The organism is Streptomyces sp. NPDC005775 (assembly GCF_042871565.1).
GTDB lineage: Bacteria > Actinomycetota > Actinomycetes > Streptomycetales > Streptomycetaceae > Streptomyces.
Genome location: NZ_JBIAIU010000002.1, coordinates 26,138 through 48,899 on the forward strand (window position 1 = coordinate 26,138; position 22,762 = coordinate 48,899).

Consider the following 22,762-nt stretch of genomic DNA (forward strand, 5'->3'; position numbering starts at 1 on the left):
CGTGGGGGGGGGGGGGGGGGGGGGGGGGGGGGGGGGGGGGGGGGGGGGGGGGGGGGGGGGGGGGGGGGGCCCCCCCCCCCCCCCCCCCCGGCCGGGTGGCCGCCCTACGCCGAGGGCAGTTCCTTCAGCTGGATGTTGCGGAAGGAGACCTGGTCGTCCGCCCCGTGGTTCTGGAGGCCGATGTAGCCGTCCTTGAGGCTGCGGACCGGGTCGGTGTTGGTGAAGTCGTTGATCTTCACTCCGTTGAGGAAGATCTGGAGCCGTTCACCCTGCACCTTGATCTCGTAGCTGTTCCACTGGCCCGGCGGCCTCAGCACCTGGTCGCGTGCCTTGATGTTGGCCGCCTTGAAGGTGTAGACGGAGCCGGTGGTGCGGTCGACGGCGTCGGAGGCGTCGATCTGGACCTCGTAGCCGTTGTTCACCGCGGACCAGGGGTCGTCGGACTCCGGGAAGCCCACGAAGACGCCGGAGTTGTCGTCGCCCGCCATCTTCCAGTCGAGCTTCAGGGAGTACGACTTCAGCTCCTTGGCCTGGTAGGTGAGCAGGCCCATGCCGCCCTGGGAGCGCAGTTCGCCGTCGACGACGTCGAACGTGCCGGGTCCTGCCTGCTTCCAGCCTTCGAGCGTCTCGCCGTTGAAGATCGACCGGTAGCCGGTGCTGGGCTTGCAGTCGCCCTTGACCTGGCCGGCGGCGTACCGCACCCCGCCGAGGAGGAGCTTTCGGAAGTCCGCGTCGGCGTACGACTCCTTGGTGTGGCCGAGGCCGGTGTAGAAGGAGCGGCCGCCCTCGTAGGCCTGGCACCAGGTGATCGGGTGATCGCCCTTCATGGTGCCGCCGGTGTAGGTGGTCTCGTCGAGCGTGGCGAGGACCTTCACCTTGTCGCGCGGGTTGGTGCGGTAGTTGTACAGCTCGTCGGTCCGCTCCCAGGCCTCGCCGAGGTGGGCGGTGGCCGGGTGCTTGTGGTCCTCGACGCGGACGGTGACGGGCTGGATGGCGGGGTGGCCGGAGAAGTAGGCGCCGACGAGTCCGCCGTAGAACGCCCAGTCGTACTCGGTGTCGGCGGCGGCGTGGACGCCCATGTAGCCGCCGCCGGTGGCGATGTAGTTCTCGAAGGCCTTCTGCTGGTCGCCGTTCAGGACGTCACCCGTCGTCGACATGAAGACGACGGCGTCGTAGCGGGCGAGGTTGGCCGTGGTGAACTGACCGGCCTCCTCGGTGGCGTCGACCGTGATGTTGCTGCCCTTGCCGAGTTCCTTCAGGGCGGCGATCCCCTCGGGGATCGCGTCGTGGCGGAAGCCGGCGGTCTTGGAGAAGACCAGGACGCGCTTGGCCGTCTTGTCGGGCGGGGTGTTGGAGAGCTCGAAGTCGTCGATGTCGTAGAGCGCGCCCTCGCCGCCCTTGAACACCAGGAACAGTTCGGTGGCCTTCTTCGGGGCGCCGCGCAGGGGGACGTCGATGTCCTGGAAGGTCTCCCAGCCGCCGGTCACCGGCACCGGTGCGGAGCCGAGGATCTTGCCCGTCGCCGAGCCGGTGCGCACTTCGAGGAAGCCGCCCACGCCGCCGGAGGAGATCCGGGCGGTGAGCTTGGTGGAGTCGCCCAGGATGTACGGCTTGAAGGAGATCCAGTCGTCGTTGTGGATGTCGCCGACGGTCTTGCCGCCCTCGGCGTTCGCCTTGTCGAAGGTGTTGATGCCGGACGAGGCGTTGAAGTGCTCGGCCTGGCGGTGGCGCGGCTGGAGCTGCGACTGGTCGTGGCCGGTCAGCGCGGCCTGGCCGCCACCTCCGCCGTCGGTGTACGAGGCGTCGATGACTCCGAAGATGTTGGCGTTCGGGTCGTGCCCGCCGTCCATCTCGGTCTTGATGGTGCCGGTGCAGCCGTGTTCCGTCGTGATGGGGTGGCCGTGGCTGTCATGGCCGAGCACGAAGCGGACCTCGACCTTGGAGCAGTCGATCGTGCCGTCTTCGGGGTCGGTCACGGTCACCTTGAACGGGATGTCGTCGCCGAAGGTGAACAGCTGGCCGTCACCCGGGAGTTCCAGGCTCACCTTGGGTGCCGTGTTGCCGACGGTCACGTGCACGCTGGCCGAGCCGGTGCGCCCGGAGGGGTCCTTCGCGGTGACGGTGGCGGTGTAGGTGCCGTTCTTCTTGTACGTGTAGGTGGGGTTCGCGGCGGTGGAGGTTCCTCCGTCGCCGAAGTCCCAGGCGTACGTGAGGGCGTCGCCGTCACCGTCGGCGGTGCCGGCGGAGGAGAACTGCACCTTCAGGGGAGCCGTGCCCGACGTCTTGTTCGACGCGGCCTCGGCGATCGGGGAGCGCCCCCCGGTGGCGTTCTCGATGCGGTAGAGCGCGGAGTGCTCGTCGCCACCGAACCAGGAGAGGCCGTAGTCCAGGACGTACAGCGCACCGTCGGGTCCGAAGGCCATGTCCATGATCTGGGTGCCGGACCACGGGATGTCGTTGATGGACTGGACCTTGCCATCGGCGTCCTGCTCGATGCGCTTGATCCACTGCCGGCCGAACTCGCCGGCGAAGAAGTCTCCGTCGTACGCCTCGGGGAACTTCACGGGCGAGTCGAGGTCCGCGTCGTAGTGGTAGACCGGTCCTCCCATCGGGGACTCCGAGCCGGTGCCGAACTCCGGGACGGACCCGCCGTCGTACGGAATCCAGGCGGCCTGGGCCGGCGGCAGGTCGACAATGCCGGTGTTGTGCGGCGAGGTGTTCTTCGGGGCCGCGCAGTCGAAGGCGGCGCCGGAGGTCTTGGTGGCGAAGTCGTAGTCCATGTAGGGGTCGTTGGCCCCGGTGCAGTAAGGCCAGCCGAAGTTGCCGGCCTTGGTGACCCGGGCGAACTCGACCTGTCCGGCCGGTCCGCGCTTGGGGTCGGCGGCGCCGGCGTCGGGCCCGTAGTCGCCTACGTAGACGATGCCGGTGGGCTTGTCGACGGTGAAGCGGAACGGGTTGCGGAAGCCCATCGCGTAGATCTCGGGGCGGGTCTTGTCCGTCCCCGGCGCGAAGAGGTTGCCGTCCGGGACGGTGTACGAGCCGTCGTCCGCGACCTTGACGCGGAGGATCTTGCCCCGCAGGTCGTTGCTGTTGCCGGCGGAGCGGCGGGCGTCGAACGCCGGGTTTCGGTCGGGGCGCTCGTCGATGGGGGTGAAGCCGTCGGAGGCGAAGGGGTTGGTGTCGTCTCCGGTCGACAGGTACAGGTTGCCGTCGGCGTCGAAGTCGATGTCACCGCCGACGTGGCAGCACATGCCCCGGGACGTCTTGACGTCCAGGACCTTCTTCTCGCTGCCGAGGTCGAGGGTGCCGTCCTCGTTGAGGACGAAGCGGGAGAGCCGGTTGACCCCGTCGAACGGGGCGAAGTCCGCGGCGGTGCCCGTCTCCGGGGCGTCGCCCGCGGGGGTGTCCAGCGGGGGCGCGTAGTAGAGGTAGATCGCCCGGTTCTCGCTGAAGTCCGGGTCGACCCCGATGCCCTGGAGACCTTCCTCGTCGTGCGAGTAGACGGGGATGACGCCGGAGATCCTGGTGTTGCCGGCACTGTCGGTGATGCGCAGCTCGCCGCTGCGCGAGGTGTGCAGCACGCTGCGGTCGGGGAGCACGGCGAGCGACATGGGCTCGCCGGTCTCGGCCGCGCCCTTGGCGAGGGTGACCTGCTGGAAGTCCTCGGCCGCCGGGGCCGGTGCGGGTTCCTCGTGGGCGACGGCCGTGCCCGAGGCGGCACTCAGGCTGAGGGTGGCGGCGGCGAGGAGGCCGCCGGTGAACAGGGCGAGGGATTTGCGGACGCGGAGCCTTGTCCGGGTCCTGCTTCTTGTTCTGTGCACGAGTGTCCTCCGGAGAGTGCCGGTGGTACGGGCGGGTGCTGCCGTGCGGTGAAGCGCGGGGACTGCCGCGCAGGTCAGCCGGGCCTGTGCGGCGTCGGTGACGGGGGTATGACAGTGGCCTATGTCATGTACACGTCTAAAACGGTAGACCTGTTCGTCCGGGACGGAAAGCCCTTGCGCAGCGAAGTTGTTGAACTTTTTCCTTGGCCAGGACAAAGAGGAGTGTGGGCAGGGAGGAGCGGCCCAGCGGCGTGTGCGGTGCCGCCGGGCACGATCGAGCCCCTCCGGTGCTCGAGGAGCGGGGGTCCGGGGGCGGAGTCCCCGGACCCCCGCCTCTCAGCCGTTGCCCCCGAACGCCGCGTCGAACGACGCGCTCGGCGGGTCAAAATCGAACCGCTTCAGCGACGCCAGCGCCTCCGGCGCCCCCGCCAGCCGGTCCATCCCGGCGTCCTCCCACTCCACCGACACCGGACCCTCGTACCCGATGGACCGCAGCATCCGGAACACGTCCTCCCACGGCACGTCCCCGTGCCCCGCCGAGACGAAGTCCCAGCCGCGCCGCGGATCGCCCCACGGCAGGTGGGAGCCGAGCCGGCCGTTGCGGCCGTCCAGGCGCTTGCGGGCCTCCTTGCAGTCGACGTGGTAGATCCGGTCCCGGAAGTCGTACAGGAAGCCCACCGGGTCCAGGTCCTGCCAGACGAAGTGGCTCGGGTCGAAGTTCAGCCCGAACGCCGGCCGGTGGTCCACCGCCTCCAGCGCGCGGTGCGTCGTCCAGTAGTCGTACGCGATCTCGCTGGGATGCACCTCGTGGGCGAACCGCACGCCCTCCGCGTCGAAGACGTCGAGGATCGGGTTCCAGCGCTCCGCGAAGTCCTCGTACCCCCGCTCGATCATGTGCGGCGGGACCGGCGGGAACATCGCGACCAGGTGCCAGATCGACGAGCCCGTGAAGCCGATGACCGTGTCCACGCCGAAGGCGGCTGCCGCCCGCGCGGTGTCCTTGATCTCCTGCGCGGCCCGGCGGCGCACCCCCTCGGGCTCCCCGTCACCCCAGATCCTGGCGGGCAGGATTCCCTGGTGACGCTCGTCGATCGGGCTGTCGCAGACGGCCTGGCCGACCAGGTGGTTGGAGACCGCCCAGCACTTCAGCCCGTACTTGTCGAGCAGTTGGTGCCGGCTGTCCAGATAGCCGGGATCGGCCAGGGCCTTGTCCACCTCGAAGTGGTCTCCCCAGCAGGCGAGTTCGAGGCCGTCGTAGCCGAAGTCACGGGCGTACCGGCAGACGTCCTCCAGTGGGAGATCGGCCCACTGACCGGTGAACAGGGTGAAGGGACGGGGCATGCGCAGGACCTCCTACAGCTGTACGGGAGTGAGGACGGAGTTCTTCGCGGCGCTCTCCTCCACCGCCGCCAGCACCCGCTGCACCTGGAGCCCGTCGGCGAACGAGGGTACGGGAGCCGCCCCTTCGGCGATCGTCCGCACCGCGTCTCGGGCCTGGTGGACGAACGTGTGCTCGTAACCGAGTGCGTGCCCCGGCGGCCACCACGCCTCCAGGTACGGATGCTCCGGCTCGGTGACCAGGATGCGCCGGAAGCCGGCCGTGGTGGCGGGCTCGGTGTGGTCGTGGAAGGACAGTTCGTTCAGGCGCTCCAGATCGAAGGCGAGCGAGCCGAGCTCCCCGTTGATCTCCAGGCGCAGCGCGTTCTTGCGCCCCGCCGCCATCCGGGTCGCCTCGAAGGACGCCAGGGCGCCCGAGGCGAGCCGGCCGGTGAACAGCGCCGCGTCGTCCACGGTCACCGTGCCGGACTCCCCGGCTGCCCCGACGCCGCCCAGACCCCCCGACGGGCCGGCGAGCAGCGGGCGTTCGCGGACGAAGGTCTCGCTCACGGCCGAGACCCCCACCAGCAGCTCCCCCGCCAGGTACTGGGCGAGGTCCACGATGTGCGCGCCGAGGTCGCCGAGCGCGCCGGAGCCGGCGTGCTCCTTCTTCAGCCGCCAGGTGAGCGGGGAGGCCGGGTCGACCAGCCAGTCCTGGAGGTAGGTGGCCCTGACGTGCCGCAGGGTGCCGAGCCGGCCCTCGGCGATGAGCGTGCGGGCGTAGGTGAGGGCCGGCACCTTGCGGTAGTTGAACCCGACCATCGCGGTCTGGCCGCGGGCGGCGGCCCGCGCCGCCGCCTCGGTCATGGCCTCCGCCTCCGCGACCGTGTTGGCCAGCGGCTTCTCGCACAGCACGTGCTTGCCCGCCTCCAGGGCGGCGATGGCGATCTCCGCATGGCTGTCGCCGGGGGTGCAGATGTCGACGAGCTGGACGTCGTCCCGTGCGATCAGGGCCCGCCAGTCGGTCTCCACCGCCGCCCAGCCGTGCCGGTCGGCGGCCGCCTCGACCGCCGTACGGTCGCGTCCGCAGATCGCGGCGAGCACCGGCCTCATCGGCAGCTCGAAGACATGGCCCGCGGTGCGCCACCCCTGTGAGTGGGCGGCGCCCATGAACGCGTATCCGACCATGCCGACCCCGAGCGTCGGTGCGCTCGCCATCGGCCGGTGCGTCGGCGGCGCGGCCGCCTCCTGCTCCGTCTCTTCCCTACGGGCCATCCGGGCTTCCTCCTCGTCGGTGGTTCGGTCGGTGCGGCGGGAGGGTCAGCACCCTCCCGCGGGACGGCTCAGTTGAAGCCCGTCGGCAGGTACTGGTCGACGTTGTCCTTGGTGACCACGGCGGAGTACAGGGTGAGGTTGGTCGGGATCTCCAGCTCCGCGAGGCCCGCCACGCCCTTGGCCTGGCCGAGTGCGCGGGCCAGGTCGACGGCGGAGGCCGCCATGGTCGGCGGGTAGAGAACGGTGGCCTTCAGCACGCTGTTGTCGGCCTTGATGGCGTCCATGGCGGACTTCGCCCCGGCCCCGCCGACCATCAGGAACTCGTCGCGGCCGGCCTGCTGGATCGCGCGGAGCGCGCCCACGCCCTGGTCGTCGTCGTGGTTCCACAGGGCGTCGAACTGCTTCTGCGCCTGGAGGAGCTGGGACATCTTCGCCTGGCCGGACTCGACGGTGAAGTCGGCCGCCTGACGGGCCACCAGTTCGATGTTGGAGTAGTTCTTCAGCGCGTCGGCGAAGCCCTGGCTGCGCTGCTTGGTGAGCTCCAGACTGTCGATGCCGGCCAGCTCGACGACCTTGGCGTTCGACTTGCCCTTGAGCTTCTCGCCGATGAACGTACCGGCGTTGAGACCCATGCCGTAGCTGTCTCCACCGACATAGCAGCGGTACGCCTGCGGGGAGGCGAAGATGCGGTCCAGGTTGATGACGGGGATGCCCGCCCGCATGGCCTCCAGTCCGACCTGCGTGAGCGCCTTGCCGTCGGCCGGGAGAATGATGAGGACGTCGACCTTCTTGTTGATGAGGGTCTTGACCTGGCCGATCTGCGCGGCGGTGTCGTTGGAGCCCTCGGTGGTCTCCAGGGTCACCTCGGAGTACTTCTTCGCCCGCGACCTGGCGTTCTCGTTGATGGCGTTCAGCCAGCCGTGGTCGGCCTGCGGTCCCGCGAAGCCGATGGTGACGGGCTTGCCCGGCTTGTCGTCCGCGGCGGGCGCGTCGCTCTGCGCGGCGGTGTTCTTCTCCTTGGGCTCGTTGCTGGTGCAGGCGGTCAGGAGGGCGCCCGCGGAGACTGCGGCGGTTCCGAAGAGCAGTCCTCTGCGACTGGTTTCTGGCATGGCTGTCAAACCCTTCATCCATTGCGGCGTGGGATGCGAACAGGGGGTCGTGCGGGGGGGGAGAGAGAGACGGGGGGTCAGGTCTCTCCGTGGGCCGACGTCCGGCGCTGGACGAGGACGGCGGCGACGATGATCGCGCCCTTGGCGATCTGCTGGACATCGCTCTGCAGGTTGTTGAGCGCGAAGATGTTGGTGATCGTGGTGAAGACGAGGACGCCCAGGACGGAGCCGACGATGGTGCCGCGGCCTCCGCTGAGCAGGGTGCCGCCGATGATCGCGGCGGCGATGGCGTCGAGCTCGTACAGGTTGCCGTTGGTGTTCTGGCCGGAGCCGGACAGGATGATCAGCATGAAGGCGGCGATGCCGCAGCAGAGCCCGGACAGCAGGTAGAGGTAGAGCCGCTGCCGGCGGACATCGATGCCGGCCAGCCGCGCCGCTTCCGCGTTGCCGCCGACGGCGACCGTGCGGCGGCCGAAGGTCGTACGGTTCAGCACCAGCCAGCCGACGACGGTGACCGCGGCGAACAGCATGACCAGCGGCGGGATGCCGAGGACGTACGCGTCCGGCAGTCCCAGGTCCAGGACCGACTTGACCGTGACGATCTGCGTCTTGCCGTCGGTGATGTTCAGGGCCAGTCCGCGGGCGGACGCGAGCATCGCCAGCGTCGCGATGAACGGCACCAGCCTGCCGTACGCGATCAGCACCCCGTTGACGAGTCCGGCGCCGAGACCGACCAGGACGGCGGTGAAGAGGATGCCCGCGAAGCCGAAGTCCTGGGTGGCGAGCGTCGTCGCCCAGACGGAGGCGAGGGCGACCATGGCGCCGACGGACAGGTCGATGCCGCCGCCGATGATGACGAAGGTCATGCCGACGGTGACGACACCGATGACGGATGCCTGGGTCAGGATGAGCTGGAGGTTCCCGGTGTCCAGGAAGGCGTCGGGTTCGGTGATCCCGCCGACCACCACCAGTGCGGCGAGGACGCCGAGCAGGGAGAGGTTGCGGACGTCCGCGCGCAGCCCGAAGGTGCGCGGGGATCCGTCCTTCTTCGGGGACGCGGGGGCGGTCACGGGCGCGGCGCCCTTGTCCGGCCCGCTCTGCTGCGCCGATGAGACGGGCTGCGTCATGACGTCGGGCTCCCTTCCATCACGAGGTCGAGTACGCGGTGCTCGTCGAGCTCTCCGGCGTCCGCCGTATGGACCACGCGGCCCTCACGCAGGACGAGCACCCGGTCGGCGAGGCCCAGGACTTCGGGCACTTCGCTGGAGACGAGCAGGACGGCGAGGCCTTCGTCGGCCAGCCGGCGGATCACGGCGTAGAGCTCGGCGCGGGCGCCGACGTCCACCCCGCGGGTCGGTTCGTCGAGCAGCAGCACCCGGCAGCCGCGCAGCAGCCAGCGGGCGAGGACCGCCTTCTGCTGGTTGCCGCCGGAGAGGGTGCGGACGGGTGTGTCCGGGTTGTCGGGGCGCAGGGAGAGTTCGCGGGTGGCGGCGCGGGCCGCCTTGCGCTCCGCTCCCCGGTCGAGCCAACCCGCTCTGGAGAAACGGGACATGGAGGAGACCGAGACATTGCGGGTGACGGATTCGAGCATCAGCAGGGCCTGTGCCTTGCGTTCCTCCGGGGCCAGGCCGATGCCGGCGGCGACCGCGGCGCGTACGCTGCCGGGCCGCAGCGGCCTGCCCGCGACCGTGACCCGTCCGGCGGTGGCCTTGCGGGCGCCGTAGATGGTCTCCAGGATCTCGGATCGCCCGGAGCCGACGAGGCCGGCGAGGCCGACGATCTCGCCGGGCCTCAACTCCAGGTCGACGGGGTCGAACTCACCTTTCCTGGTGAGGCCTTGGACCGTGAGGACCGGGGCGGGGGCCTGCGGGGCGCCGTCGGGAGCGGCTTCGGGCCGGGGCGGGAAGACGTACTCGACGTTGCGGCCGGTCATCAGGGCAACGATGTCGCGTGTCGGCGTGGACTCGGCGGGGAGTCCGACCGCGACGGCCCGGCCGTCCTTGAGCACGGTCACCCGGTCGCCGATCCTTCGGATCTCCTCCAGGCGGTGCGAGATGTAGACGACGGCGACGCCGTCGGCGGTGAGTGAGGCGACGATCCGGAAGAGGTTGTCGACCTCGTCGGGGTCGAGGGCCGCGGACGGCTCGTCCATCACGATCAGGCGTACGTCGTGCGAGAGCGCCCGGGCCATCGAGACGATCTGCTGCTGGGCCGCGGAGAGTTCACCGACCGCGCGGGCGGGGTCGATCTCCGGATGGCCGAGCCGTCTCAGGAGGGCGGCGGCCGCGGTGCGGCCCTCGCGGGTGCGGACGACGAAGCCGGCGCTGGTGGGTTCGTGGCCCAGGAAGACGTTCTCGGCGACCGACAGGCCCTCGACCAGGTCGAGTTCCTGGTAGATGGTGGCGATCCCGAGGCGCATCGCGGTGATCGGCGACTTGAGTACGGCAGGGGCGCCGCGCCAGGTGATCTCGCCGTCGTCGGGCTGGTGGGCCCCGGCGAGGACCTTGATGAGCGTGGACTTGCCGGCGCCGTTCTGGCCGAGGAGGCAGTGGACTTCGCCGGCCTGGACCTCCAGGTCCACGCCGTCGAGGGCGCGCACACCGGGGAAGGACTTGGTGATGCCGGACATGGTGAGCAGCGGTGGTTCTGGAGCCATGACGAATCCCCTCGGCGGATGGGGTGCCCCTGCGCGGGCGAGTCCGGAGGCAGGGGGAAGGGCCGGTGAGCGGGCAGGGCGCAGTGCGGTCCCGGGGGTGCTCCCCGGACCCCGGCCTGGGCGCGGGGCGGTGCCTTTGTTGCCGTCGGGCCCTGACGCGGGCCGGTGGAGGGCGGGGCGGTGGAGGGTGGGGCGGTGGAGGGTGGGGCGGGTGAAGGATCAGGCGGGTGAGAAGAGGTGGTCACTGATGAGCCTGGCCGCGCCGATGACTCCGGCCGCGGGTCCGAGCTCGCCGAGCACGATGGGGAGGTTTCCGGTGGCCAGCGGCAGGGACTGCCGGTAGACCTGGGTCCGGACGCTGGCCAGCAGCGTGTGGCCCAGTCCGGTCACCCCGCCGCCGATCACCACCAGACCGGGGTTGAAGAAGCTGACGAGTCCCGCGATGACCTGTCCGACCCGGTTGCCGCCTTCGCGGATCAGGTCGAGCGAGGTGGCGTCGCCGGCGGCCGCGGCTGCCGCGACGTCGACGGCGGTGAGTTTCCCGGACGCCTCGAGCCGGGCCGCGAGTTCCAGGGACTGACCGGCGCGAGCCGCGTCCTCGGCGTCGCGGGCCAGTGCGGCGCCGCTGAAGTGTGCTTCCAGGCAGCCCCGGTTGCCACAGGCGCAGGGGCGGCCGTCGGGTTCGACCTGGATGTGGCCGATGTCGCCGGCGCTGCCCGTCGTCCCGCGGTGGACCTCTCCGCCGACGACGATGCCGCAGCCGATGCCGGTACCGATCTTGACGCAGAGGAAGTCGCCCACGGAGCGGGCGACGCCCGCGTGCTGCTCCCCCATCGCCATCAGGTTCACGTCGTTGTCGACCATGACGGGGCAGCCCAGTTCCTGGCTGAGCGCCTCGCGGACCGGGAAGCCGTCCCAGCCGGGCATGATCGGCGGTGCGACCGGGATGCCTTCGGGGAAGCGGACCGGTCCCGGTACGCCGATGCCCGCGCCGTCGAACCCTTCGGCGAGCCCGGAGGCCCGGAGCTTGGCCGCCATGGCCAGCACCTGCTCGAAGATGGCAACGGGCCCTTCGCGTACGTCCATGGGGTGGTTGAGGTGGCCCAGGACCTCCAGCTCCGCGTTGGTGACCGCCACATCGACCGATGTGGCGCCGATGTCGACGCCGAGGAAGCGCAGGGCCGGGGCGAGCCGGATGTTGTGCGAGCGACGCCCGCCGCGGGATGCGGCGAGTCCGTCGGCCACGACAAGGCCGGTCTCCAGCAGTCTGTCCACCTCGACGGCGAGCTTGGAGCGGGAGAGATCGACCTGATCCCCCAGCTGTGCCCGTGAGTTGGGCCCGCCGTCGCGCAACAGCCGAAGCAGTCGCGCCTGATGCGCATTCGCGGGTCGTGCCGTCATCCGTCTCACGCGCCCCTCCCCGCCACATCGGCCTGTCCGTCGGGCTTTGGAGGGGAACGTAGCAGCGGTTGCCGGGAGTGGGAAGAAGTTGCGCAGGAATCCACTACAACTTTCTCCACCCTGAGGACAAAGGGGGGTGCGAGGGGGCCGCCCCGCCGGGCCGTCACACGGAAACGTCCCCGATCGCGGCCGCGCCGGCGATCGGGGACGTGGGGGGTGGGGCGTGAGGGGCTTTCGTTTGGATCGGGCTCGCGAGCCCAGCCTGATCCAGACGAAAGCCCCTCACGCCTCTTCGCGCTGGTGGTACGTCTGACGGGTGTGCTCGGTGTGGGTCCGCATGATCGCGGTCGCCCGCTCCTCGTCGCGCGAGGAGATCGCGCCGATCAGGGAGCGGTGCTCGGTCCAGGACTGGGTGCCGCGCTGCCGCGCGACGGGGGTGTAGTACCAGCGGACCCGGCGGTCCACCTGCCCGGCCAGTTCGGAGAGGACCACGTTGCCGGCCAATTCCATGACCTTGGCGTGGAAGGCGGCGTTCGTCGCCACCGCGAGGTCCACGTCGTCGTCGGCGACGGCCTGCTCCCCCTTGGCGCAGAGCTCCTCCAGGGCGGCGATGCCCGCCGTGCCGGAGTTGGCGGCGGCGAGGCGGGCCGCCTCGGCCTCCAGGAGCGTACGGACCGAGAGGAGCTGGTCCGCCTCCTCCTCCGTGGGCTCATGGACGAACGCACCCTGGGCGGGCCGCAGGTCGACCCATCCTTCGGTGTTGAGCCGCTGCAACGCCTCACGCACCGGCTGCCGCGACACGCCGAGATGCCCGGCCAGCTCGCTCTCGACCAGGTGCTGGCCGGGGCGGAGCGCCCGCGTGGTGATGAGTTCGAGCAGCGCCTCGTAGACGCGCTCACGCAGCGGGCCGGGCCGTTCCAGCTTGGGCACGGCCCCTGGCGGCAGTCCTGTGGACAACATCGCGGTCCCCCTCCGGGCGACGAGCAATTGCTTATCGTCTACAGTCTACCGAGCACAGCGCCCCTCAGGGGCAGCGGATCACCTGTCCCGCGTAACTGAGGTTCCCGCCGAAGCCGAAAAGCAGCGCCGGAGCGCCGGTGGCGACCTCGCCCCGCTCCACCAGCTTGGACAGGGCCATCGGGATCGAGGCCGCGGACGTGTTGCCGGAATCCACGACATCCCGGGCGATGACGGCGTTGATGGCGCCGATCTTCCTGGCGACGGGTTCGATGATCCTCAGATTGGCCTGATGCAGCACCACCGCGGCCAGATCCTCGGGGGTGATTCCCGCCTTTTCGCACACCTTGCGGGCAATGGGCGGGAGCTGTGTGGTGGCCCAGCGGTAGACGGACTGCCCCTCCTGGGCGAAGCGCGGCGGCGTGCCCTCGATCCGTACCGCGTCCCCCATCCCCGGCACGGAACCCCACAGCACCGGCCCGATGCCCGGCCGGCCGTCCTGGCCGGCGTCGGCGACCACGACGGCGGCACCGGCGCCGTCACCCATCAGGACGCAGCTGGAGCGGTCGGTCCAGTCGACGATGTCACCCATCTTGTCGGCGCCGATCACGAGCGCGCGCGTGGCGGCGCCCGCCCGGACGGCATGGTCGGCGGTGGCGAGGGCGTGGGTGAAACCGGAACAGACCACGTTGATGTCCATCACCGCGGGCGAGGACATACCGAGGCGCGCGGCGACCCGGGCCGACATGCTCGGCGAGCGGTCGATCGCGGTGGAGGTGGCGACCAGCACCAGGTCGATGTCGGCCGGCTGGAGGCCGGCAGCGGCGAGTGCCTTGGCCGCCGCGTGCGCCGCCAGCTCGTCCACCGGTTCGTCGGGGCCGCCGAGGTGCCGGGTCTTGATGCCGACACGGCTGGTGATCCACTCGTCGCTGGTGTCGACCATGGCCGCCAGATCGTGGTTGGTGAGCACCTTGGCGGGCTGATAGTGGCCGAGCGCCACGACACGTGAGCCGGTCATGTTCAGGTTCCCCTCGCTACATATGGCAGGAACCATCCAGTCTTGGTCGCTACCGCCCGGTACAGGGGCACGTGATCCCACAGGAATACCGGCCGGAGGTTGGAGGGCCTGACAACAGCCTTGACCGAACCGGAAAGCATACTGTAGACAATATTCTGTCGACCAGACAGTCGCAAGCTGCCCCTCAGCTCCTCCGCTTCCCCCGCACGTGCCGCTGCTTCCCCGCTCCAGCCTCGCTCGGTCAGCTACCGGACGGAGAGCCCCGTGAAAGTCGCAGTTGTCGGTGCCGGCGCTATCGGTGCCTATGTCGGGGCCGCGCTCCACCGCGCCGGCGCCGACGTCCATCTCATCGCCCGCGGGCCGCATCTGGCCGCCATGCGCCGTGACGGCGTACGCGTCCTCAGCCCCCGCGGCGACTTCACCGCACGTCCCTCGGCCACCGACGACCCGTCGGACGTCGGCCCCGTCGACTTCGTGTTCCTCGGGCTCAAGGCCCACTCCTACGCGGCGTCGGGCCCCCTGGTCCACCCGCTGCTGCACGACCGTACGGCGGTCGTCGCCGCGCAGAACGGCATCCCGTGGTGGTACTTCCACGGCCTCGCCGGCCCGCACGCGGGGCGTCGCATCCACAGCGTCGACCCGGCCGGCACGGTCAGCTCCACGCTGCCGCCCGAGCGGGCCATCGGCTGTGTCGTCTACGCGGCGACGGAGATCGAGGCGCCCGGCGTCGTCCGCCATCTCGAAGGGACCCGGTTCGCCATCGGGGAGCCCGACCTGACCCTGTCACGGCGCTGCCACGAGTTCAGCGAGGCCATGGTCGCGGGCGGGCTCAAGTGTCCCGTCGAGGCGGATCTGCGCAAGGACATCTGGATCAAGCTGATCGGCAACATCTCGTTCAATCCGATCAGCGCCCTGTCCCGGGCCACCATGGGCCAGATCTGCCGCCACCCCGACACCCGCGCGCTCGTGGAGTCGATGATGCGCGAGACCCTCGACGTCGCCGCCGCTGTCGGCTGCCGGCCCGAGATCTCCGTGGAACGGCGCATCGCGGGCGCCGAACGCGTCGGCGACCACAAGACCTCCACCCTCCAGGACCTGGAGAAGGGCAAGCCCCTCGAACTCGACGTGCTGCTCGCGGCCGTCGTCGAACTGGCCGACCTGGCCGGGGCCCCCGTCCCGACGCTGCGCGCCGTCCACGCGCTCGCCGACCTCCTCGCCTCCACCTCCTCGGGCGCAGCGGCGCCGGCAGGGAGCGCATGATGAGCGACCACCGCAAGCGACGCGCGCCCAAGCAGTACGAAAGGCTGACGCACCCCCTCGTCCGGGGCACGGACGGTGTTCTGCGCCGGGCGAGCTGGGACGAGGCCCTGGACCGCGCGGCTGCCGGGTTCCGGCAGGCCCGCCGGGATCACGGCCCCGATGCCTTCGCGATGCTGTCCTGCTCCCGCGCCACCAACGAGATGAACTACGTGGCGCAGAAGTTCACCCGGGTGGTCATGGGCACCAACAACGTGGACTCCTGCAACCGCACCTGCCACGCCCCCAGCGTCGCCGGGCTCTCCGCCGCCTTCGGTTCGGGCGGCGGCACCTCCTCGTACGAGGAGGTCGAGCACACGAACCTCATCGTGATGTGGGGCTCCAACGCCCGCTTCGCGCACCCGATCTTCTTCCAGCACGTACTGAAGGGCGTCCACAACGGCGCCCGCATGCACGTCGTCGATCCGCGCCGCACCTCGACGGCCCAGTGGGCGGAGAGCTGGCTCGGCCTGAACGTCGGGACGGACATCCCCCTCGCCCACGCCATCGGCCGCGAGATCATCCATGCGGGTCTGGTCAATCAGACGTTCGTGGACCGCGCGACGACGGGTTTCGAGGAGTACGCCGCGCTCGTCGAACCGTGGACGCTCTCGGCCGCCGAGCAGGTGACCGGGGTGCCCGCGGAGGCCATCCGCGATCTGGCCCACGCCTACGCCACCGCCGAACGGGCCCAGCTGTGCTGGACACTCGGCATCACCGAGCACCACAACGGCACCGACAACGTCCGCGCGCTGATCAACCTGTCGATGCTCACCGGGCACGTCGGCCGGTACGGCTCCGGCGTCCAGCCGCTGCGCGGCCAGAACAACGTGCAGGGCGGCGGCGACATGGGCGCCATCCCCAACAAGCTGCCCGGTTTCCAGGACATCCTCGACGACGCCTCGCGGCACAAGTTCGAGCGGACCTGGAACGCCGTCATCCAGCCCCGGTACGGCAAGACGCTCACCGAGATGTTCGAGTCCATGGAGAGCGGCGAGCTGCGCGCGGTGTACTGCGTCGGCGAGAACCCGGCGCAGTCGGAGGCCGACAGCGAGCAGGCGGTACGGCGGCTGCGGTCCCTCGGCCACCTGGTCGTCCAGGACATCTTCCTGACGAGGACCGCCGAACTCGCGGATGTCGTCCTGCCCGCGACGGCCGCCTGGGCCGAGACGGACGGCACGACGACCAACAGCGAACGCCGGGTCCAGCGCGTACGGGCGGCCCTGGTGCCGCCGGGCGAGGCCCGGGAGGACATCGACATCATCTGCGCCCTGGCCCGGCGCCTCGGCCACGACTGGACGTTCACCGACGCCGAGACCGTCTGGGACGAGCTGCGCTCGCTCTCCCCCGACCATTTCGGGATGACATATGACCGGCTGGAGGAGCACCAGGGCCTCCAGTGGCCCTGCCCCGACACGGACAGGCTCCCGTCGAGCTTCCTGCACGGCCGCCTCTGGGAGACCGATCCGGTACGCCGCGGCCCGGCCGCCCCCTTCGGCCTCGTCGCACATGATCCGCCGGTCGACCTCACCGACGAGGCGTACCCGCTGCGCCTGACGACGGGCCGCCGCCTCGACTCGTACAACACCGGTGTGCAGAGCAGTGGTTACGCGTCGCCCTTGCGGCGTGGCGAGTACATCGAGCTGTGCCCCGAGGACGCGGTCGCCTACGGAGTCACCACCGGCGAGGAGGTGCGGGTGTCGTCGCGCCGGGGCAGTGTCACCGCGCCGGTGTGGATCGATCCCGGGCTGCGCCCGGGGCTCGCCTTCATGACGATGCACTTCCCGGACGAGGTCGACACCAACGCGCTGACGATCGAGGCGAACTGCCCGATCGCCGGCACCGCCGAGTTCAAGGCCTCCGCCGTCAGGATCGAGAAGCTGGTGCCCGCATGGACCTGAAACACACGGACGCCGTCGCGACGGACGCCGAACGGGAGGCAGTGGACGGGCTGTTGGGTCCTGCGCCGTCCGGCTGGGACGGCGGCACGACCCGTAGCGGCGAGGACCTGCACTGGGCGCGGGGCGGCGCCTCGGCCGCGAAGGACCGGCGCGACCAGCTGCTGCCCGCCCTGCACGCGGTGAACGACCGGATCGGCTGGATCAGCGAGGGCGCGCTCGGTTACATCTGCCGTCGGCTGACGGTGGCCCCCGCCGAGGCGTACGGCGTCGCGACGTTCTACGCGATGTTCTCGCTGCGCCCCCGCCCGGCGAAGGTCCTCCACGTCTGCACGGACCTGGCCTGCGCGGCCCGCGGCTCGGCCGAGGCCGCCGCAGGGCTGACGGCGGGCCTGGGCCCGGCGGGCACGCCCGCGGAAGGCGCGGTCTGGCAGGAGAGCCCGTGCCTGGGCCTCTGCGAGCGGGCCCCGGCGGCGCTGCTGATCCAGGCGGGCGAGCCGTCGCCCACGAGCGCCGCCCCTCACCGCACAGCGGTCATCGCCCCCGCCACCCCGGCCGCCCTCGCCTCGGCGGCCCGTTGCCCCGCCGACGTGCCCACCGAGCCCCCACCGGAAGCCGCCGTCCCCCAGGCCGGCCACCCGGACCTCGTCCTCCTCAAGCGCGTCGGCACGACGGACCCCGCGTCCCTCGACGACTACCGGGCAAGCGGCGGCTACACCGCCCTGCGCCGCGCCTTCGCCCTCGGCCCCGCGGGCGTCATCCGCGAGGTGCTGGACGCGGGCCTCGTCGGCCGGGGCGGCGCCGCGTTCCCGACCGGCCGCAAGTGGGAGGCCACGGCCGCGCAGCCCGACACCCCGCACTACCTCGTGTGCAACGCGGACGAGAGCGAGCCGGGGACCTTCAAGGACCGGGTGCTGATGGAGGGCGACCCGTACGCCCTCGTCGAGGCGATGACCGTGGCCGGTTACGCCACCGGCGCCCGGCGGGGCTTCGTCTACCTGCGCGGCGAGTACCCCCGGGCGTACGAACGCCTGAGCCACGCCCTGGCCGCCGCCCGCGCCAGGGGGCTGCTCGGCCCGGACATCCTGGGCCAGGGCTACGCCTTCGACATCGAGATCCGACGGGGCGCGGGCGCGTACATCTGTGGTGAGGAGACCGCGATCTTCAACTCGATCGAGGGACAGCGCGGCGAACCGCGGTCCAAGCCCCCGTTCCCGGTGGAGAAGGGCCTCTTCGGCAAGCCGACCGCCGTCAACAACGTGGAGACGCTCGTCAACGTCCTGCCGATCCTGGAGCACGGCGCCGCCGCCTACGCGGCCACCGGCACCGGTGCCTCCACCGGCACCAAGCTGTTCTGCGTATCGGGGCAGGTGACCGTGCCCGGGGTCTACGAGCTGCCGTTCGGCGCGAGTCTGCGCGAACTGCTGGAGCTCGCCGGCCCGCCGCGGGATCTGCGCGCGGTTCTGCTCGGCGGCGCCGCGGGCGGCTTCGTGCGCCCCGACGAGCTGGACATCCCGCTCACCTTCGAGGGCACGCGGGCCGCCGGTACGACGCTCGGCTCCGGCGTCGTACTGGTCCTGGACGGATCGGTCGAGCTGCCCCGCATCCTGCTGCGGATCGCCGGGTTCTTCCGCGACGAGTCGTGCGGGCAGTGCGTGCCGTGCCGGGTCGGGACCGTCCGGCAGGAAGAGGCGCTGCACCGGATCATGGACCGTACCGGTGCCGCGGCCGCCGACGACATCGCGCTGATGCGTGAGGTCGGGCAGGCCATGCGTGACGCGTCGATCTGCGGTCTGGGTCAGACCGCGTGGAATGCCGTCGAGTCCGCCATCGACCGTCTGGGGGTCTACCAGTGACCGCTGTACCGCTCCAGCTCCCGCGCCGGCTGATCGAGTTCACGCTCGACGGCCGGGAGACCCGCGTCCCCGAGGGCTCGACGATCCTGGACGCCTGCCGGGCCGCGGGCAAGGACATCCCGACCCTGTGCCAGGGCGACACGCTCACCCCGAAGAACGCCTGCCGGGTCTGCGTAGTCGAGGTGGCCGGGGCCCGCACCCTCGCCCCGGCGTGCTCGCGCCGGGCCGAGGCGGGCATGACGGTGCTCACCGACAGCGAGCGGGCCCGGCACAGCCGCAAGGTCGTCCTGGAACTGCTCGCCTCGTCCACCGATCTGTCGACGACGCCGCGGGCCGCCGGGTGGATCAAGGAGTACGAGGCGAAGCCCGGGCGCTTCGGCGCCGACGCGGCGCGCCTCAACGAGGAGCCGAAGGTCGACAACGACCTCTACGTCCGGGACTACGACAAGTGCATCCAGTGCTACAAGTGCGTCGACGCGTGCGGCGAGCAGTGGCAGAACACCTTCGCGATCGCGGTCGCGGGCCGCGGCTTCGACGCCCGCGTCTCGACCGAGCACGGGGTGCCGCTCACCGACTCGGCGTGCGTCTACTGCGGCAACTGCATCGAGGTGTGCCCGACCGGAGCGCTGTCCTTCAGGACCGAGTTCGACATGCGGGCGGCCGGGACGTGGGACGAGCCGGCCCAGACGGAGACCACCACCGTCTGCGCGTACTGCGGAGTCGGCTGCAACGTCACCCTCCATGTGCAGGACAATGAGATCGTGAAGGTCACCTCGCCGCACGACAACCCGGTGACCCACGGCAACCTCTGCATCAAGGGTCGTTTCGGCTTCCAACACGTACAGAATCGGGTCTGACTTCATGGGACGGGTCACCGAGCGCCGCCGCACCATCCGCATCCGGGACGGAGCGGTCTCCACCCGCCCGGACACCCTCGTCGCCGAGGAGCCGCTGGAGATCCGGCTGAACGGCAAGCCGCTCGCCATCACGATGCGCACCCCGGGCGACGACTTCGCGCTCGCGGCCGGCTTCCTGGTGAGCGAGGGCGTGATCGGCGAAGGCTCCGAGGTGCGGTCGATCGTGTACTGCGCCGGGGCGACGGCCGACGGGGTGAACACGTACAACGTGGTGGACGTGCAACTCGCCCCCGGTGTGGTGGTCCCCGACATCACGCTGGAGCGCAACGTCTACACGACGTCCTCCTGCGGTCTGTGCGGCAAGGCCAGCCTGGACGCCGTGCGCACCACGACCCGGCACCCGGTCGCCGACACTCCCCCGGTCCGCGTCGGACCCGAGCTGCTGGCCGCCCTCCCCGACCGGTTGCGCGCCTCGCAGCGGGTCTTCGACCGGACCGGGGGTCTGCACGCGGCGGCGCTCTTCTCCGAGACGGGTGAGCTGATCGACGTACGGGAGGACGTCGGCCGGCACAACGCGGTCGACAAGCTGGTGGGCCGGGCCCTGACCGACGGGCGGCTGCCGCTGTCCCGGGCGATCCTGCTGGTCTCGGGCCGGGCCTCGTTCGAGCTCGCGCAGAAGGCGGTGATGGCCGGCATCCCGATGCTGGCGGCCGTCTCGGCGCCGTCGTCCCTCGCGGTCGACCTGGCGGCCGAGACCGGCCTGACCCTGGTCGGCTTCCTGCGGGGTCCTTCCATGAACGTGTACGCGGGCGAGCACCGCATCGCCCTGGAGGCGACGGCCGTCCAGGGCTGAGGAGCTCCGACCGCTGCACGGGTCGGGGGTCGGCCGGCGGGGAGCGCCCCCTGCGCCGGCCGGCCTCCGACGAACCCTCAGCCCACCGGGGCGGTCTCCCGCGCCACCGCCCCGTCCGGAGAGATCTCCTCCCGCGGGTCCCGGGCGCGCCGCTTCGCGATCACCGCGCACACCATGAGCTGCATCTGGTGGAAGAGCATCAGCGGCAGCACGGCGAGGCCCGCCTGCGCGCCGAACACGACGCTGGCCATCGGCAGTCCCGAGGCGAGGCTCTTCTTGGAGCCGGCGAACTGGATGGCGATGCGGTCCTCCCGGCCGAAGCCGAGCCGCTTCGCCCCGTACCAGCTCACCATGAGCATCAGCGCGAGCAGCACCGCCTCGGCGCCGAGCAGAGCTCCGAGCCGCGCCGGGGTGACCTGGTGCCAGACGCCGGCGACCATGCCCTCGCTGAAGGCGGTGTAGACGACCAGCAGGATCGAGCCGCGGTCGACGTAGCCGAGGACCTTCCTGTGCCGGGCGAGGAAGCCGCTCAGCCGGCGCCTCAGCAGCTGGCCCGCGACGAACGGCAGCAGCAGTTGGACGCCGATCCTCAGCAGGGCGTCGGCGGAGAAGCCGCCGCCGCTGTTGCCGAGGAGCGCCGCCGCGAGCAGCGGGGTGACGAAGATGCCGGCGATCGAGGAGAAGGAGCCCGCGCAGATCGCGGCGGGCACGTTGCCGCGGGCGATCGAGGTGAAGGCGATCGACGACTGGATGGTCGAGGGGACGAGGCAGAGGAAGAGGAAGCCGCTCTGCAGCTGGGGCGTCAGCACGTACGGCACGAGTCCCCTGCTCGCCAGGCCCAGCAGCGGGAAGGCGACGAACGTGCAGGCCAGGACGGTGAGGTGGAGCCGCCAGTGCTTGAGGCCGTCGAGGGCTTCGGCGGTGGACAGCCGTGCGCCGTAGAGGAAGAAGAGGAACGCGACCGCCCCGGTGGAGGCCCCTCCCGCCACATCGGCGGCGGTGCCGGAGGCCGGCAGCAGCGCCGCGAGTACGACGGTTCCGATCAACGCCAGGATGTACGGGTCGACCGGCAGCCAGGAGGGCAACTGCGGCGTTCGGCGGCTCATGTGCTCCACGTGTCTCTCGGTCGGAATCGTGCCCTCCCCATCCTGCTCCCGCTCGCCGACATCGGGAATCCCGTATACCGCTCTGACTGTGATCACGGATCGCGATAGCGTGGTGCCATGTACGACCCCGCGCAGCTGCGCACCTTCCTCGCCGTCGCCCAGACGCTCAGTTTCACCGCGGCCGCCCGCCGGCTCGGAGTGCGGCAGTCCACGGTGAGCCAGCACGTGCGGCGGCTGGAGGACGCGACCGGGCGTCAGCTGTTCACCCGGGACACGCACCGGGTCGACCTCACCGTGGACGGTGAGGCGATGCTCGGCTTCGCGCGGACGATCCTGGAGGCCCACGAGCGGGCGTCGGCGTTCTTCACCGGCACCCGGTTGCGCGGGCGGCTGCGCTTCGGGGCCTCGGAGGACTTCGTGCTGACCCGGCTGCCGGAGATCCTCCAGTCGTTCCGCCGCGACCACCCGGAGGTCGAGCTGGAACTGACCGTCGAGCTGTCGGGGACCTTGCACCAGCGCCTGGCCGCGGGCCGCCTCGACCTGGTGCTGGCCAAGCGGCGGACCGGTGACACGCACGGGGAGCTGGTCTGGCAGGACGCTCTGGTCTGGATCGGTGCGCCCAAGCTGCGGATCGACCCGGGACGGCCGGTGCCACTGATCCTCTTCCCTCCGCCGGGCATCACCCGGGCGCGAGCGCTGGAGGTCCTGGAGGAGCAGGGCCGCTCGTGGCGGATCGCGTGCACGAGCGGCAGCCTCAGCGGGCTGATCGCCGCCGCCCACGCGGGGCTCGGAGTGATGGCGCACAGCCGCGGTCTGGTCCCGCCGGGGCTGGCCCCGGTGCCGGCGGGGGCGGGGCTGCCGGAACTCGGCGACGTGGACTTCGTCCTCCTGCACGGCAGACGGCGGGGTGGTGCGCAGCAGGCAGCGGAGGCGCTGGCCGCGGCGATCCTGGCGGGCGGCGACCGCCTGGTCCGGCCGCGCGGCGGTCTGGGTGCGATCAGTGCGCAGGGGCGCGCATGACGGGGCGCGGGGAGGGGGAGGATGCACGGGAGGCGGCGGGTCCTGCCGGAGCGGCCCGGCCCGGTCGGCGCCGCGGATGCGGACCGATCGCCCGTATCCGTACACAACCGCGTGATCGCGGCGTACAGATTCGGTGGAGATTCACGCGCGAGCCACTTACTCCATGGTCGGAAGCACGCCCGGGCCTTGCCCATCTGGCCGGATTTCACCACCTGCCCCCTGCGTACCGCACCTGGAAGGGGCCGTTCCCGGCCCTCCCGCGGCGGCGTCCTGTGGGGTAGCGTCACGGCGCTGTGCGGAGCGCCACAAGGAGCAGGTCATT

The 22,762-nt window shown here is 71.1% G+C and carries 16 protein-coding genes; 6 read left to right on the forward strand and 10 right to left on the reverse strand.

Going from position 1 to position 22,762, the window contains the following annotated elements; translation table 11 throughout:
• Nucleotides 1–104 precede the first annotated feature (104 nt).
• From ACFYPA_RS03865 to ACFYPA_RS03905, 9 genes are all read right to left on the reverse strand, one after another.
• Entirely contained in the window at nucleotides 105–3,821 is a 3,717-nt protein-coding gene (locus ACFYPA_RS03865) for a ThuA domain-containing protein (RefSeq protein ID WP_359317894.1), read from the reverse strand.
• A 336-nt stretch (nucleotides 3,822–4,157) separates the two neighbouring features.
• Nucleotides 4,158–5,162 (reverse strand): sugar phosphate isomerase/epimerase family protein, encoded by a 1,005-nt coding sequence (locus ACFYPA_RS03870; protein ID WP_359084598.1) that lies wholly within the window; start codon nucleotides 5,160–5,162, stop codon nucleotides 4,158–4,160.
• Nucleotides 5,163–5,174: 12 nt separating this feature from the next.
• On the reverse strand, nucleotides 5,175–6,413 hold the full coding sequence (locus tag ACFYPA_RS03875; protein ID WP_359317891.1) for a Gfo/Idh/MocA family oxidoreductase: 1,239 nt from the start codon (nucleotides 6,411–6,413) through the stop codon (nucleotides 5,175–5,177).
• A 68-nt stretch (nucleotides 6,414–6,481) separates the two neighbouring features.
• A complete protein-coding gene (locus ACFYPA_RS03880; RefSeq protein WP_359084600.1) occupies nucleotides 6,482–7,522 on the reverse strand; it encodes a substrate-binding domain-containing protein in 1,041 nt (346 codons plus the stop codon).
• Between the two features lie 77 nt (nucleotides 7,523–7,599).
• The gene (locus ACFYPA_RS03885) at nucleotides 7,600–8,649 is read right to left on the reverse strand and encodes an ABC transporter permease (protein ID WP_359084601.1); all 1,050 of its coding nucleotides are present in this window, start codon (nucleotides 8,647–8,649) and stop codon (nucleotides 7,600–7,602) included.
• Entirely contained in the window at nucleotides 8,646–10,178 is a 1,533-nt protein-coding gene (locus ACFYPA_RS03890) for a sugar ABC transporter ATP-binding protein (RefSeq protein WP_359317888.1), read from the reverse strand. Before ACFYPA_RS03890 ends, ACFYPA_RS03885 begins: the two co-directional genes overlap by 4 nt.
• Nucleotides 10,179–10,397: 219 nt before the next feature.
• Nucleotides 10,398–11,579, reverse strand: a complete 1,182-nt coding sequence (locus ACFYPA_RS03895) for an ROK family transcriptional regulator (protein ID WP_359084604.1) — start codon at nucleotides 11,577–11,579, stop codon at nucleotides 10,398–10,400.
• A 282-nt stretch (nucleotides 11,580–11,861) separates the two neighbouring features.
• The gene (locus ACFYPA_RS03900; RefSeq protein WP_359084605.1) at nucleotides 11,862–12,539 is read right to left on the reverse strand and encodes a GntR family transcriptional regulator; all 678 of its coding nucleotides are present in this window, start codon (nucleotides 12,537–12,539) and stop codon (nucleotides 11,862–11,864) included.
• A gap of 64 nt (nucleotides 12,540–12,603) precedes the next feature.
• Nucleotides 12,604–13,554, reverse strand: a complete 951-nt coding sequence (locus tag ACFYPA_RS03905; protein ID WP_359084606.1) for a beta-ketoacyl-ACP synthase III — start codon at nucleotides 13,552–13,554, stop codon at nucleotides 12,604–12,606.
• A 177-nt stretch (nucleotides 13,555–13,731) separates the two neighbouring features.
• On the opposite strand from ACFYPA_RS03905, the gene ACFYPA_RS03910 reads away from it, so the two are divergent.
• From ACFYPA_RS03910 to fdhD, 5 genes are read left to right on the forward strand one after another with little or no spacing between them, the layout of a single operon-like run.
• Nucleotides 13,732–14,814: a 2-dehydropantoate 2-reductase gene (locus tag ACFYPA_RS03910; RefSeq protein WP_389130366.1), complete on the forward strand. Its 1,083-nt coding sequence runs from the start codon at nucleotides 13,732–13,734 to the stop codon at nucleotides 14,812–14,814.
• On the forward strand, nucleotides 14,811–16,751 hold the full coding sequence (locus ACFYPA_RS03915; RefSeq protein WP_389129334.1) for a molybdopterin oxidoreductase family protein: 1,941 nt from the start codon (nucleotides 14,811–14,813) through the stop codon (nucleotides 16,749–16,751). The genes ACFYPA_RS03910 and ACFYPA_RS03915 overlap by 4 nt, the downstream gene beginning before the upstream one ends.
• Nucleotides 16,742–18,604: an NAD(P)H-dependent oxidoreductase subunit E gene (locus ACFYPA_RS03920; protein WP_389129337.1), complete on the forward strand. Its 1,863-nt coding sequence runs from the start codon at nucleotides 16,742–16,744 to the stop codon at nucleotides 18,602–18,604. Before ACFYPA_RS03915 ends, ACFYPA_RS03920 begins: the two co-directional genes overlap by 10 nt.
• Nucleotides 18,601–19,461: a 2Fe-2S iron-sulfur cluster-binding protein gene (locus ACFYPA_RS03925; RefSeq protein WP_359084610.1), complete on the forward strand. Its 861-nt coding sequence runs from the start codon at nucleotides 18,601–18,603 to the stop codon at nucleotides 19,459–19,461. The genes ACFYPA_RS03920 and ACFYPA_RS03925 overlap by 4 nt, the downstream gene beginning before the upstream one ends.
• A gap of 4 nt (nucleotides 19,462–19,465) precedes the next feature.
• Nucleotides 19,466–20,314 carry a formate dehydrogenase accessory sulfurtransferase FdhD gene (gene fdhD, locus ACFYPA_RS03930; protein ID WP_359084611.1) on the forward strand — a complete coding sequence of 283 codons (849 nt, stop codon included), beginning with the start codon at nucleotides 19,466–19,468 and terminating at the stop codon, nucleotides 20,312–20,314.
• Between the two features lie 77 nt (nucleotides 20,315–20,391).
• Here the strand turns inward: fdhD and ACFYPA_RS03935 are convergent, their stop codons facing one another.
• Nucleotides 20,392–21,420: a bile acid:sodium symporter family protein gene (locus ACFYPA_RS03935; RefSeq protein WP_359084613.1), complete on the reverse strand. Its 1,029-nt coding sequence runs from the start codon at nucleotides 21,418–21,420 to the stop codon at nucleotides 20,392–20,394.
• A gap of 117 nt (nucleotides 21,421–21,537) precedes the next feature.
• On the opposite strand from ACFYPA_RS03935, the gene ACFYPA_RS03940 reads away from it, so the two are divergent.
• Nucleotides 21,538–22,440, forward strand: coding sequence for a LysR substrate-binding domain-containing protein (locus ACFYPA_RS03940; RefSeq protein ID WP_359084614.1), 903 nt, complete (start codon nucleotides 21,538–21,540; stop codon nucleotides 22,438–22,440).
• Nucleotides 22,441–22,762 lie beyond the last annotated feature (322 nt).

Coding starts and splice junctions, on each gene's coding strand:
- ACFYPA_RS03870 (WP_359084598.1), bottom strand. CDS start 5,162: ATGCCCCGTCCCTTCACCCTGTTCACCGGTCAGTGGGCCGATCTCCCA.
- ACFYPA_RS03875 (WP_359317891.1), bottom strand. CDS start 6,413: ATGGCCCGTAGGGAAGAGACGGAGCAGGAGGCGGCCGCGCCGCCGACG.
- ACFYPA_RS03880 (WP_359084600.1), bottom strand. CDS start 7,522: ATGCCAGAAACCAGTCGCAGAGGACTGCTCTTCGGAACCGCCGCAGTC.
- ACFYPA_RS03885 (WP_359084601.1), bottom strand. CDS start 8,649: ATGACGCAGCCCGTCTCATCGGCGCAGCAGAGCGGGCCGGACAAGGGC.
- ACFYPA_RS03890 (WP_359317888.1), bottom strand. CDS start 10,178: ATGGCTCCAGAACCACCGCTGCTCACCATGTCCGGCATCACCAAGTCC.
- ACFYPA_RS03895 (WP_359084604.1), bottom strand. CDS start 11,579: ATGACGGCACGACCCGCGAATGCGCATCAGGCGCGACTGCTTCGGCTG.
- ACFYPA_RS03900 (WP_359084605.1), bottom strand. CDS start 12,539: ATGTTGTCCACAGGACTGCCGCCAGGGGCCGTGCCCAAGCTGGAACGG.
- ACFYPA_RS03905 (WP_359084606.1), bottom strand. CDS start 13,554: ATGACCGGCTCACGTGTCGTGGCGCTCGGCCACTATCAGCCCGCCAAG.
- ACFYPA_RS03915 (WP_389129334.1), top strand. CDS start 14,811: ATGATGAGCGACCACCGCAAGCGACGCGCGCCCAAGCAGTACGAAAGG.
- ACFYPA_RS03920 (WP_389129337.1), top strand. CDS start 16,742: ATGGACCTGAAACACACGGACGCCGTCGCGACGGACGCCGAACGGGAG.
- fdhD (WP_359084611.1), top strand. CDS start 19,466: ATGGGACGGGTCACCGAGCGCCGCCGCACCATCCGCATCCGGGACGGA.
- ACFYPA_RS03935 (WP_359084613.1), bottom strand. CDS start 21,420: ATGAGCCGCCGAACGCCGCAGTTGCCCTCCTGGCTGCCGGTCGACCCG.
- ACFYPA_RS03940 (WP_359084614.1), top strand. CDS start 21,538: ATGTACGACCCCGCGCAGCTGCGCACCTTCCTCGCCGTCGCCCAGACG.